At 49.7% G+C, this 12,803-nt stretch carries 14 protein-coding genes and 1 pseudogene; 14 read left to right on the top strand and 1 reads right to left on the bottom strand.

The features are described 5' to 3' along the window. Nucleotides 1-12: 12 nt before the first annotated feature. Nucleotides 13-165, top strand: coding sequence for a hypothetical protein (locus HPC37_RS01105; protein WP_208121414.1), 153 nt, complete (start codon nt 13-15; stop codon nt 163-165). Continuing rightward, nucleotides 166-444 carry a type II toxin-antitoxin system RelE/ParE family toxin gene (locus HPC37_RS01100; RefSeq protein WP_208121413.1) on the top strand — a complete coding sequence of 93 codons (279 nt, stop codon included), beginning with the start codon at nt 166-168 and terminating at the stop codon, nt 442-444. It abuts the gene before it with no gap. Between the two features lie 22 nt (nt 445-466). Here the strand turns inward: HPC37_RS01100 and priC are convergent, their stop codons facing one another. Continuing rightward, nucleotides 467-994 (bottom strand): primosomal replication protein PriC, encoded by a 528-nt coding sequence (gene priC / locus HPC37_RS01095; RefSeq protein ID WP_208121412.1) that lies wholly within the window; start codon nt 992-994, stop codon nt 467-469. Nucleotides 995-1,477: 483 nt separating this feature from the next. Here priC and HPC37_RS01090 point away from each other — a divergent pair, with 483 nt between their 5' ends. From HPC37_RS01090 to HPC37_RS01035, 12 genes and pseudogenes are all read left to right on the top strand, one after another. Continuing rightward, complete coding sequence (locus HPC37_RS01090; RefSeq protein ID WP_208121411.1) at nt 1,478-2,461, top strand: porin; 984 nt, start codon at nt 1,478-1,480, stop codon at nt 2,459-2,461. A 340-nt stretch (nt 2,462-2,801) separates the two neighbouring features. After that, nucleotides 2,802-3,572 (top strand): porin, encoded by a 771-nt coding sequence (locus HPC37_RS01085; RefSeq protein WP_208121410.1) that lies wholly within the window; start codon nt 2,802-2,804, stop codon nt 3,570-3,572. A gap of 79 nt (nt 3,573-3,651) precedes the next feature. Continuing rightward, nucleotides 3,652-3,798: a hypothetical protein gene (locus tag HPC37_RS01080; protein ID WP_208121409.1), complete on the top strand. Its 147-nt coding sequence runs from the start codon at nt 3,652-3,654 to the stop codon at nt 3,796-3,798. Between the two features lie 171 nt (nt 3,799-3,969). Further along, a complete protein-coding gene (locus HPC37_RS01075; protein WP_235961240.1) occupies nt 3,970-4,164 on the top strand; it encodes a plasmid stabilization protein in 195 nt (64 codons plus the stop codon). Beyond that, on the top strand, nt 4,161-4,445 hold the full coding sequence (locus tag HPC37_RS01070; RefSeq protein WP_208121408.1) for a type II toxin-antitoxin system RelE family toxin: 285 nt from the start codon (nt 4,161-4,163) through the stop codon (nt 4,443-4,445). Before HPC37_RS01075 ends, HPC37_RS01070 begins: the two co-directional genes overlap by 4 nt. A 63-nt stretch (nt 4,446-4,508) precedes the next feature. Next, complete coding sequence (locus tag HPC37_RS01065; RefSeq protein WP_208121407.1) at nt 4,509-5,660, top strand: chorismate mutase; 1,152 nt, start codon at nt 4,509-4,511, stop codon at nt 5,658-5,660. A gap of 116 nt (nt 5,661-5,776) precedes the next feature. Next, nucleotides 5,777-6,998, top strand: a pseudogene (gene codB, locus HPC37_RS11140) (cytosine permease). 9 nt (nt 6,999-7,007) lie between these two features. After that, nucleotides 7,008-8,261: a cytosine deaminase gene (locus HPC37_RS01055; RefSeq protein ID WP_208121406.1), complete on the top strand. Its 1,254-nt coding sequence runs from the start codon at nt 7,008-7,010 to the stop codon at nt 8,259-8,261. A gap of 196 nt (nt 8,262-8,457) precedes the next feature. Next, on the top strand, nt 8,458-9,426 hold the full coding sequence (locus HPC37_RS01050; RefSeq protein ID WP_208121405.1) for a tripartite tricarboxylate transporter substrate binding protein: 969 nt from the start codon (nt 8,458-8,460) through the stop codon (nt 9,424-9,426). A gap of 22 nt (nt 9,427-9,448) precedes the next feature. Then, the gene (locus HPC37_RS01045) at nt 9,449-9,904 is read left to right on the top strand and encodes a tripartite tricarboxylate transporter TctB family protein (RefSeq protein ID WP_208121404.1); all 456 of its coding nucleotides are present in this window, start codon (nt 9,449-9,451) and stop codon (nt 9,902-9,904) included. A gap of 9 nt (nt 9,905-9,913) precedes the next feature. Further along, nucleotides 9,914-11,416: a tripartite tricarboxylate transporter permease gene (locus HPC37_RS01040; RefSeq protein WP_208121403.1), complete on the top strand. Its 1,503-nt coding sequence runs from the start codon at nt 9,914-9,916 to the stop codon at nt 11,414-11,416. A gap of 9 nt (nt 11,417-11,425) precedes the next feature. Further along, nucleotides 11,426-12,787, top strand: coding sequence for a sulfatase family protein (locus HPC37_RS01035; protein ID WP_208121402.1), 1,362 nt, complete (start codon nt 11,426-11,428; stop codon nt 12,785-12,787). The last annotated feature ends 16 nt before the right edge of the window (nt 12,788-12,803 follow it).

The following is a 12,803-nucleotide window of genomic DNA, read 5'->3' as shown; positions in this document are numbered from 1 at the left end:
GAGGTATTTGTTATGGATCAAGAATATAAAGCGTATTTAATCAAAAAAGTTGAAGCGGGTCTAAAAGATATTGAAGAAAACCGCACTATGACTTGGGAAGAAGCTGTCAACAAAGCAAGACAGGCTGCTTTGGAGGATGAAAACCTTAAGCAGAAGATTGCTTAGATGAAAGTCACGATATCGACCACAGCGGCTGGTGATTTAGTCCAAATATATCGATCTATCTCTGATTATGTCGGTTCTATTAGTGCGGAGAAAGTGCTTGACGATATTTACTCGTCAATACTTTTAGCTTTAACTCAGCCCGAAATGGGGGCGCAGGGCGCGGTTCCTAACACAAGAGAGCTTTTTCCTCGTGGTGGAAAGTACCGCGTCGTTTATCAAGTCCGTAAAGATGAGTTGTATATTATCACCATCTTATTATCAAAGAAAAAATACCCTTAGAAAACGCTATTCAAAAGTGCGGTCAAACCGCACTTTTCCCGTCTTCTCGGCGTTTGACAAACGCTAAATAGTCCTCTAACTGTTCAATGGCCGCTTGGCAGCGGGTGATGCGCCCTTGGGTGTGGGCGATGTGCTCATCGCGCACCGCACTTTGCCCCTCGGCCTTGGCGATTTGCTGCGCCTCGAGCTTGGCTTTGAGCCGCGCAAGATAGGTGTAATACAAATCCAGCCGCTCGCGTGGTGGCAAGCTGGCGACTTGCGCGCGCGGCGTGCTGTGGACTTTTGGCGGCGTGGTTGCAGGCGCAGGTTGCACGGCGGCGGCCAGTGCGCGGTATTGGCCGGTGAATTGCTCGGCTAAAAATTCAGCCGCCTGCGCGCTGGTGGCGTGGCGCAGGGCGGTGAGAGTTTGCGCCATTTGCGCTTGCGCCTCGGCCACGGTGTGCGGGTCGGCGGGGAAGAGCACAGGGCTGAAAAACGCCGGCAGCGTTTTCGCCTTGTGGGCATCAAAGTGCGCAATGGCGCGCGCCAAATTCTCAAGCTGTGTGTTCATCCTCCCCCCCCCCTTTTGCGCGCAGTGTAGCACACATCATCAAGCAGGCCAAAAGGCAAAAAGTTCAGCAAAATAAAAGTTTTTTCTCAAAATTGGATCTACGTCACAAAAAATAAAACAAGATTTCGCCCCCAAATTCGAAAGCCAAAACCGCACTTTTATTTGTTTTATTTTCAATAACATAATAAAAACGAAAGTGCGGTCGCGCTATGTGTTAGCCGCACTAAAGGCGATGGCGGAGGCCAAAGTGCGGTTGACTGAACGAGTGATTTTGATAACCAATTGAAATTAAATGATTTAACATTAATGAAACATCTAAATAGTCACGGGGCGAAACCTTGACACACCTTGCGCAAACTGTCATATTCCACACCAACAAGAAAATGAACTGCTATTTCAAGTTTATTTTCACGCAATTGTGTACTAGCGCACAACGCATTTCATTTCAATTTGAGTATTCACTTTAGTAAAAGGACAGACATCATGAAAAAAACTCTTGTTGCTCTCGCTGTTGCTGCCATGGCGGCCACCAGCGCCAATGCTGCTGTAGTTTACAACCAAGACGGCACCAAAGTGCAAGTTAACGGCCAATTCCGTATGCAATTGCAACGCATTGGCAACTCTCGCACCGACCTTTACGACCGCGGCAACCGTTTGGAAGTGATGGCCAACCAAGATTTGGGCAATGGCTTCTCAGCAGTGGGTAAATATCGTTTAACCTTCAACGGCAAAGACGACAAAGACTCCACTGGCTCCACTTTCGGCAACCCAACCACTGACCAACTTTATGCTGGTTTTGAGCAAAAAGACATCGGTCGTTTATACTTCGGCCGCTTGCCAACCAATGGTGATGCCATCATGCTCGGTGACTACCAATTAAGTAGCTCTGGCGGCAGCAACCCATTGACCTCCAGCGCCAAAAAAGGCATCCACTTCAAATCCGCTGATTTCTCAGGCTTCCGTGTGGGTGCAGACTACATCTTCGGCACACCAGATAAAAATGCGGAAGGCCGCGTGCTGAAAAACGGCTATGGTGTGGCAGCTTACTACGACGGTAAACTGGCTGAAGCGACTAAATTGCGTGTGCGTGCTGGTTTAACTCACGACCGCTATGAAAACTCAGACTACAAAAAAGCCTGGCGTGCGGCGGCTGAATTGGCGCAAGGCCCATTTGCGTTGGCTTATAACTACGGTGAAATCCGCGCGAAAGAATTGGGCGTGACTAAAGACAAAGAAACTCGTCACTTTATCGCGGCTAAATACAACATCACCGACATGACCAGCGTGTTTGCCCAATTGAAATTGGAAAAACGTGAAGAAAAATCCAAAGGCTATGTTGTCGGTGTTGACCACTGGTTGAACAAAAACTTTGGGACCTACATCGAGTTTGCGCGCGACAGAAACACCAAAAAAGTCGGCTCAGACTACCAAAACAAATACTTCACAGGCTTCCGTTATATTTTCTAATATAAGGAACATATTGAAAAAGGCTGGGCGACCGGCCTTTTTTATGCCAAGTGCGGTTTCATTGTGTTGCAAAAAAGCGATTTAGTTCACAAAATGAAAGAAAAATGTGATAAAAATTGCGCGAGTGAATAGTTGTTTTTGTTAACTATTTGATTTTTGGTGAGTTAAATATAGTGCAAAAATGGCGTGAGGCTTGACACTGCAAGGCCTTTCTGTCAGTATGAACTCGAATTTATAACCGTTGGACATTTTGCTTGGCAAAAAGTTCAAATTAATAGTTTATTTATGCACTAGCATCGTAAATAAACCAACCTTAACTTAAGTAAAAAGGCAGACTATTATGAAAAAAACATTAGTAGCTTTAGCAGTAGCAGCAGTCGCTGCAACCTCTGCAAACGCAGCAGTTGTTTATGACAACGATGGTTCTAAAGTAGAAGTTAAAGGTTCACTTCGTCTTCTTCTTGCCCGTGAAGGCAACCAACGTGGTGATCTCAAAAACAACGGTTCACGTTTAATCTTAAACGCTCAACAACAATTGGGCAACGGCTTGAGCGCATTCGGTCAAGCTCAAATCCGTTTTGACAAAGACAAAACTGAAGGTGACACTTTCGGTAACCCATCAACTAAACGTTTATTCGCTGGTCTTGCTCAAGAAGGCGTGGGTGCTTTAAGCTTCGGTAAACAAGCAACCAACGGCGACGATGTTCAATTGGGTGACTACACTTACGTTTGGGGTGGCAACAACAACCTGACTGACGAAGCTAACAAATCAGTTAAATTCCGTTCAGCTGACTACAACGGCTTCAGCTTCGGTTTAGATTACATCTTCGGTAACGCTAACAAATACAACAACGAAAACATCGCAGCTGGCAAAGCGAAAGCTGATGATGACAAAAACGGCTACGGTGCAGCAGTATTCTACACCACTCCGTTCTACAACGATGTTAACTTGAACTTAGCCGCAGGCTACGGTCAAGACAAAAACAACGCTGGTGACACTCGCATCAACTGGCGTGCAGCTGCTGAATTCGAATTCGGCCCTGCAGCATTGGCTGGTAACTACGGTTTAAGCAAAACAAAGGTGATGACACTAAAACTACTTACATCTTAGTAGGTGCCAAATACACCATCGCTGACACTTCAACTATCTACGGTCAATGGATGCGTGAAAAACAACTGATGAGCCACGTTTGAACTCATACGTTGCAGGTGTTGACTACAAACTTCACAAAAACGTAGTAACTTTCTTGGAATTTGGCCGCGCTCAAACTATCAAAGACAACGGCGACAAAGACCACGAAAACAAATACGGTGCAGGTTTACGCGTATTCTTCTAATAGAACGCAATGCACAACAAAAAGCCAGCTCACGCTGGCTTTTTTTATGCTGAAAGATTGCCAAAGTGCGGTTTTTCAGGCTAAAATTAACCCAAAATAAAGAGAGGATTTTATGCCAAATGTGATTTTAACCGATACGGTTGCCAGCATCACCGAGTTCAAAAACACCCCATGGCGGTGATCAAAGCCACCAAAGGCCAGCCACTGGCGATTTTGAACCACAATGAACCTGCGTTCTACTGCCTTTCACCACAGGCCTACGCCTACTTGCTTGAACTGGCCGAAGACGCAGAACTGGCCAAGATTGTGCAAGCCCGCGCAGGCGAGGTGAGTTATCCCGTTGATTTGGAAGATTTACTCAAATGAGTTACACCATTGAGTTTATCCCCTCGGCGGAAAAGGAGTTTCGGAAGTTAGATTTAAGCATTCGAAAGCAATTTGTTGAAAAGTTACGCCAGCGGGCTGAAAACCCAAAAGTGCCGAGCGCTAGACTGCACGGCTTGAAGGACTGCTTCAAGATAAAGCTACGCGCATCGGGCTTTCGTTTGGTTTATCAGGTGATTGACGAGCGCATTGTGATCAAAGTGATTGCGGTGGGTAAACGTGAGCGTAATCTTGTTTATCGTAACGCCAAAGTGCGGTTATAAGCATAAATTTCATACCACAAACGGCGCAATCCTTGCTACAATGACGTGAAAGTGAGGAGCGTTATGACAAAGCCATTATCTGAAATTCGCCAGCAAATCACCGCGCTGGACCGCCAATTGCTAGACATTTTAAGCCAGCGCCATCAGCTGGCGTTTGATGTGGTGAAAAGCAAAGAAGAAACCCAAAAGCCCCTGCGCGACATCAACCGCGAGCAGCAGCTGCTCAAAGATTTGGTGGATTATGCCAACGAACACAATTTGGGGCTGGATAGCGATTACATCATCGCCATGTTTCAACGCGTGATTGAAGACTCCGTGCTCACCCAACAGGCCTATTTGCAAAACAAACTCAACGCAGCAGCCCAAAGTGCGGTCAAAGTCGCCTTTTTGGGCGTGCGTGGCTCGTATTCCAACCTTGCGGCGCGGCGCTATGCCAAACGCGTGCAAAAGCAGCTGGCGGAACTCAGCTGCGACAGCTTTAGTGAAATTTTCGACAAAGTCAATTCAGGCGAGGCCGACGTGGGCGTGCTGCCGCTGGAAAACACCACCTCGGGCGCAATTAATGAGGTTTATGACCTGCTGCAACACACGGAGCTGGCTATCGTTGGCGAGCTGGCGTATCCTATCAAACACTGCGTGCTGGTCAGCCAACCGACCGCACTTTCAGTTATCGACACGCTTTATAGCCACCCGCAAGTGCTGGCGCAATGCAGTCATTTTATCCGCGCGCTGGACAACGTCAAAACCCATTATTGCGAAAGCAGCTCGCACGCCATGCAGCTGGTGGCGCAGCTCAACAAACCGAACATTGCCGCCCTAGGCAACGCCGAAGGGGGTGCGCTTTATGGCCTCAACGTGTTGCATGACCACATCGCCAACCAGCCAAACAACATCACGCGCTTTATCATCATCAGCAAAAGTGCGGTCAATGTGTCACCGCAGGTGCAAAGCAAAACCTTGCTGCTGATGAGCACCACCCAAAAAGCCGGCGCCTTGGTTGACGCCCTGCTGGTGTTCAAAAATCACGGCATCCAAATGACCAAGCTCGAATCCCGCCCGATTTACGGCAAACCGTGGGAGGAGATGTTTTATCTCGAAATCATCGCCAACATCCACAACGACAGCACCCAACAAGCCCTGCGTGAGCTCAACGCCGTGTGCCAATACCTCAAAGTCCTCGGCTGCTACCCAAGCGACCTTGTCATCCCGGCCTAAACTGAAAAGTGCGGTTTGACCGCACTTTGTATTTAAACACCGATTTGTGATTTCGATCGGTTTATTTTTGTGCAAAATGCGCCTATAATTCATGCGATTTTTACAAGAGGTGAGTTATGGCAAGTGATAATTACAGTTTGCAGGTGGTGCCGCGCTCTGAACGCAAGGGTGTGGTGGCGTTGACGTTTGTGATGCTGGGGTTGACGTTTTTCTCCGCCAGCATGTGGACAGGTGGGACGCTGGGGACGTCGCTGGCGTTTGATGATTTTTTCATCGCGGTGTTACTCGGCAATTTAATGCTGGGGGTTTACACCTCATTTTTAGGATACATTGGTGCGAAAACGGGCTTAACAACACATATGTTAGCCCGTTATTCGTTTGGGGTGCGTGGCTCGTGGCTGCCGTCTGCACTGCTCGGTGGCACGCAGGTGGGCTGGTTTGGTGTGGGCGTGGCGATGTTTGCCATTCCGGTCAATAAATTCACAGGCATTGATGTCAACACCTTGATTTTGCTCTCCGGTGGGTTGATGACCATCACCGTGTTTTTCGGCATCTCGGCGCTGACCGCACTTTCCGTGGTGGCGGTGCCGGCGATTGCGATCTTGGGGGGGTTATTCCGTCTATTTAGCGATTAGCGACGTCGGCGGCTTAAGCGTGTTGGAGGCCATTGTGCCGCAACAAGTGATGAGCCTGCCGATGGCGATCACGTTGGTGGTCGGCTCGTTTATCAGCGCGGGCACCTTGACGGCGGATTTTGTCCGCTTTGGCAAGCGCGCAAAATACGCGGTGTTGATCACCATGATTGCGTTTTTCTTGGGCAATTCGTTGATGTTTATTTTTGGCGCAGCAGGCGCGGCGGTTAAAGGCGTGGCGGACATTTCCGATGTGATGGTGGCACAAGGCTTGCTGCTGCCGGCAATTATTGTGCTTGGCTTAAACATTTGGACGACCAACGACAACGCCCTTTATGCCTCCGGCCTTGGCTTTGCCAACATCACAGGGGTGAGCAGTCGCATATTGTCGGTGCTCAACGGCATTGTCGGGACACTGTGCGCGCTGTGGCTGTATAATAATTTTGTCGGCTGGCTGACGTTTCTTTCCGCGGCGATCCCACCAATTGGCGGGATTTTGATCGCCGATTATTTAACCCGTCGCAAAGCCTATGCCGATTTTTCAACCGCGCATTTTGTCAACATTAACTGGGCGGCGATCATCGCCGTGGGGGTGGGCGTGATGTGTGGCCACTTTTTGCCGGGCATTGTGCCGCTCAATGCGGTGGTCAGCGGTGCGGTTGCCTATTTGCTGCTTAACCCTGTTTTGCGCAAACAATTTGCCTAAGGAGAGAGTATGTTAGTGACCAATGCCCGCATTGCCGGGCGTGAAGGCGAGTGGGATATCGCCATTGAACAGGGGCAATTTGCCCGCATTACGCCTGCGGCCAACACCGAGCGCGGCGACATTGACGCCCGCGGGCTGATTGCCTACCCGCCGTTTGTAGAGCCGCACATTCACTTAGACGCCACGCAAACAGCAGGGCAGCCGAAGTGGAACCAATCAGGCACGCTGTTTGAGGGAATTGAGCGCTGGGCGGAGCGCAAAGCGCAGCTCAGCGTGGAGGATGTGAAAGCGCGTGCGTGGAAGACGCTGAAATGGCAAATCGCCAACGGCATTCAGCATGTGCGCACCCATGTGGATGTCTCCGACCCAACGCTGACCGCACTTCACGCCATGCTGGAAGTGAAAAAGGAGATCGCCCCGTGGGTTGACTTGCAAATTGTGGCCTTTCCGCAAGAGGGGATTTTGTCTTATCCTAACGGAGCGCAGCTGTTAGAAAAGGCGATGGCTTTGGGCGCGGATGTGGTGGGCGGCATACCGCACTTTGAGTTCACGCGGGAATATGGCGTGGAGTCCATGCACATTGCCTTTGACATCGCGCGGCGCTTTGATGCGCTGGTGGACATTCACTGTGATGAAATCGACGACGAGCAATCCCGCTTTGTGGAAACCGTGGCCGCCTTGGCGCTGAAATTTGATATGGGCGAGCGTGTCACCGCCAGCCACACCACCGCGATGCACTCATACAACAATGCTTACGCCTCGCGCTTGTTCCGCTTGTTGAAGCTTTCCAAAATTCATTTTGTCGCCAACCCGCTGGTGAACATTCACCTGCAAGGCCGCTTTGACAGCTACCCTAAACGCCGCGGTGTCACGCGTGTGAAAGAGATGCTCAAAGCGGGCATTAATGTGTGCTTTGGCCATGATGATGTGTTCGACCCGTGGTACCCACTCGGCACCGCGAATATGCTGCAAGTGCTGCACATCGGGCTGCATATTTGCCAACTGATGGGCTATCAACAACTCAACGACAGCCTGGCGCTGGTGACAGAAAACAGCGCCAAAGCACTCAATTTGCGTGATTACGGCATTAATGAGGGCAACAGCGCCAACTTTGTGCTGCTGCCTGCAGAAAACGGCTTTGACGCCCTGCGCCGGCAGGTGCCAACGCGCTATTCCATTCGCCATGGTAAGATTATCGCGCAAACCGAGCCTGCGAAAAGCATGATTGAGCTTGAAAAAAGTGAGATCATCACCTTCAAATAACCCTGCCTGAAAAAAGACAAAGTGCGGTTTTGTGACCGCACTTTGGTTTTTGTAACAAAATTGTTGTTTTTGCTCAAAGTGTGATCCCTCTCACTTACACAATATGACAATCATCATAGAGTAAGAGCCAAGATCTCTTATAACCTAATGCTGAGATTCGTTATCAGCAACTCTAGTGCATGAAAAGGAGCAACCTATGAAACCATGGAAAAAACTCTTAACTTTAAGCTTGGCCAGTGTGTTGGGTGTGTCGCTGTTTTCCGCTCAAGCGAGCGCCAAAGCTGACAATTGGCCAACGGGGCCTGTGACCATCATCACCCCTTGGGCGGTGGGTGGCTTGGCTGACCAAGTTGCACGCGCGATGACAGAGTTCGGCAAAGCCGAGTTTGGCCAGCCGTTGCTCGCCACCAATATTCTCGGCTCAGGTGGTGCGGTGGCGCTGACAGAATATGTGAAAGAAAAACCAAACTCCGACAAAATGATCTTCGGCGGGGAAGGCAGCTTTGCCATTGCGCCATTGACCATGAAAATCAGCTACAAATTTGATCAATTTGTGCCAGTGATCAACGTGTATTCATCCACTTTTGTGTTTATCTCCAACCCGAAATTAAACATCAAAAACTTTGCTGATTTGGAAAAATACGTTAAGGAAGGCAAGGTGGTGAAAATCGCCGCCAACGGCACCAACTCCTCTGAAGCTTTGCAATCCGCCGCGTTGATTGACGCCATGGGCGGCAAATTCAAAATCATCCCGTATGAAGGCGCCAATGAAGCCTTGACTGCCGTGGTGTCAGGCGAAGTGGACTTTGCCACCACCCACGCCTCACTGGCGAAAGAGTTTGTCAAAGCCGGCAGCGTCAACCCAGTTGTGGCCTTTGACGACAAACCGCTCAAAGATGATGTGTATGATCTTTCAAGTGTGACCGAGCACGGCTTTGATACCTGGATGACCAACATCTGTGCCGTGTTTATGCGTGCGGGCACCGATGAAGCCAATGTGCAAAAAGCCTACACCGCACTGAAAAACATCATGGAAAATGAAAAATTCCAAGGTATCGCGAAAAACATCGGCGTGCGCATTGATATCCAAGACGGCGCTTGGGTGAAAAACTACATTGAATCAACCATGGCGAAAGCGAAAAAATACGCTGAGTTAGTCAAATAAGATTCAATCAATGGGGTAAGCTATGAAAATTGAGATAAAACAAAATTTGGTGGGTGGACTTGTTTTCTTGATGTTTTCGTCACTGCTGTGGTGGCTTATCCCGTCTCAAATTGTGCTAAAAGACACGGCAGAGGCCATCAATTCCCAAACCTTCCCGCGCATCATCGTGGGCTTGATGTGGCTTTGCAGTGTCATTTTAGTCGCCAAAGAAATCCTCCTGCTGGTGCAAAAAAAGCCTGTCAAAGTGGTGGTGTTTGACTTAAGCGAAGAGCTCCGCTCTGTGATTTTGATCGCGCTGTTAATTGCCTACTGGGGGATGCTCAAAGTGCTGCCATTTTTGGCCGCGTCACTGATTTTTGTGATTGCCTTTTTGGCGCTCTCGCGCTGTCGCAACTGGAAATATTACGCCATTGTGTGCACCACGGTGATTTTGGTGAGCGTTGTTTTCGAGCATATTTTGCACGTCAAATTGCCGTAAGGAGTGAGTATGTGGGATCATTTTGTCAATGGATTTGATGCTTTTTTCTCATTAAGCAGCTTTTTATACATCAATTTGGGGCTGTTTTTAGGCATTATTTTCGGCGCGGTGCCGGGCCTGACGGTGATGCTGTGCTTAGTCTTGCTGCTGCCCATCACCTACAATCTCGGCGCGATTGACTCTTTTATGTTCCTGCTTGGCATCTATTGCGCGGGCAGTTACGGCGGCTCAATTTCAGCAATTTTGATCCGCACCCCAGGCACCCCGCACGCCACCGCCACCATGATGGACGGCAACCCGCTCTCGCAAGCAGGGCATTCACAAAAAGCGTTGAACATCGCACTTTATGCCTCCTTTATCGGCGGCACCTTCAGCGCCTTGGTGCTGCTGTTTTTAGCCCCAGAGGTAGCCAAAGTGGCACTGAAAATGGGCTCGCCGGAGTACTTTTTGATTTGCGCCTTTGGCTTGACCATCATCGCCGGTGTCAGTGGCGAGAGCCTGCTCAAAGGGATTATTTCAGGCTGTTTGGGGCTCTTTTTAGCCACCGTGGGGCAAGATCTCATCAGCGGCGGCACCATGCGCTTTGCTTTTGATAATATCTACCTCTACGGCGGGTTTGATTTGGTGATTGTGCTCATCGGCTTGTTCGCGCTGGTGGAAATCATCAACAAAGGCCACTTGCTGGCAAAAGACAAGCCCAATAAAGTGAACCAAAAAATTGAATTTGAAAACGAACGCTTGACCAAAAAAGAGTGGGGCAGAATGTCCAAACCGTTGACGTTCTCCTCCATCATTGGCTCGATTATCGGCATCATCCCGGGCACAGGGGCGTCGATGGCGTCGTTTTTAAGCTACGATGTGGCGCAAAAAGTTTCCAAAAAGCCAGAAGAGTTTGGCAAAGGCTCAATTGAGGGCATTGCCGCAGCGGAATCCGCCAACAACGCCGTGACGGGGGCAACCTTGATCCCACTCTTAACGCTTGGCATCCCAGGGGATGGCGCGGTGGCGATCATGCTTGGCGCGTTGATGATCAACGGGCTTACACCTGGGCCAAACTTATTCCAAAACCACGGCACCACGGTTTATGCCATTATGATCGGGTTGATTTTCGTTAATCTCTTTATGCTGCTGCAAGGCAAATATTTAACCCGTATGTTTGCTAAAGTGGTGAAAGTGCCAAGCCAAATTTTGGTGCCGATCATCGCCGTGTTCTGCTTTGCCGGTGCCTATTCCATCAAAAATTCGATGTTTGATTTAGGCACGGCGATCACCTTCGGCGTGGTGTCGTATGTGATGAGCAAGCTCGGCTTTTCAGCCATTCCTGTCTTGCTCGGCTTGGTGCTCGGCTCAATTACGGAGAAAAACTTCCGCCGCTCGTTGATGATTTCAGACGGCAATTGGGATATTTTCGTCACCCGGCCGTACGCACTGGCGTTTTTCATTTTGTTAGTTTTGGTGCTTTGTATGCTGATTTATAACAACTATAAAAAAGCAAAAAAAGCACGCCATTAAGGGGGAGTTATGGCTCGACCAAATATTTTGTTCTATTTTTCTGATCAACAACGCTGGGACACCATCGGCGCCTACGGCCAGCCGCTGGACGTGACACCGCACTTAGACGCACTCGCCCGCCAAGGCGTGCTGTTTGAAGAGGCCTACTCACCGCAGCCAGTGTGTGGCCCGTGTCGCTCAGTGTTCCAAAGTGGGTTGTGGCCAACGCAAACAGGCTGCTTTCGCAACAACATCGCCTTGCCGTTGGACACCAAAACACTGGCGGATTATTTCACTGAAAACGGCTATGAAACAGCCTACATCGGCAAATGGCATTTAGCCAGTGACGGCGAGCTTGAAGCCACGCCAACGATTGATTACACCATCACCGCCGTGCCGCCAGAGCGCCGCGGAGGCTACAAAGGCTTTTGGCGCGCGGCTGACGTGTTGGAATTTACCTCCCACGGCTACGACGGCTATGTGTTTGATGAAAATATGAATAAATGCGAATTCAAAGGCTACCGCGTGGATTGCATCACCGATTTTGCCCTTGAGTTTTTGGATCAATACGATAACGAAAAACCGTTTTTCATGACGATTTCGCACATTGAGCCGCACCATCAAAACGACCACCACACCTACGAAGGCCCAGAGGGCTCGAAAACTCGCTTTGAGCACTACCAACTGCCGCACGATCTCAAAGTGCTGCGTGGCAATGCCGATGAAATGTACCCAGATTACCTCGGATGCTGCCGCAGCTTGGATGACAACTTAGGCCGCGTAATCGACAAACTCAAAGAAAAGGGCCTGTTTGACAACACCATCATCATTTATGCCTCCGACCACGGCTCGCATTTTATGACGCGCAATAAAGATGAACACTTAAACGGCTATGACGACTACAAACGCAGCTGCCACTCCAGCGCACTGCATGTGCCGTTGATCATCGCAGGCCCAGGCTACCAAGGCGGGCTGCGCATTAAAGAGTTGGTCAGCACCGCCAGCTTGCCGAAAACCTTCCTCGCCATGGCGGGCATTGACGTGGGCGATAAGATGATCGGCGAAAACTTGCACGACGTGGTTGAACACCGCAATCGTGATCGAAAAAACGAAATCTTTGCGCAAATCAGTGAAAGCCGCATTGGCCGCTGCATCCGCACCGAGAAATACCTCTACAGCGTTTACGCGCCTAAAGTACACGGCGGCGCCCAAGGCGGCAGTGATGTGTATTGCGATGATTTTTTATATGATCTCGACAAAGATCCGTATGAACTCACCAACGTTGTCGCCGACCCTGACTACCGCGAGGTAAAAGCACAACTGCGTGAACGCCTGTGCCAACTGATGGAACAAGCCCACGAGCCCCGCCCTGTGATCAAAGACAACGCCTAATAGACAAAGTGCGGTT

The sequence above is a fragment of the Spirabiliibacterium mucosae genome (assembly GCF_014884965.1).
Taxonomy (GTDB): domain Bacteria; phylum Pseudomonadota; class Gammaproteobacteria; order Enterobacterales; family Pasteurellaceae; genus Spirabiliibacterium; species Spirabiliibacterium mucosae.
The sequence above is the reverse complement of the archived record's forward strand: the minus strand, read 5'-3'. Positions and strand labels throughout refer to the sequence as shown.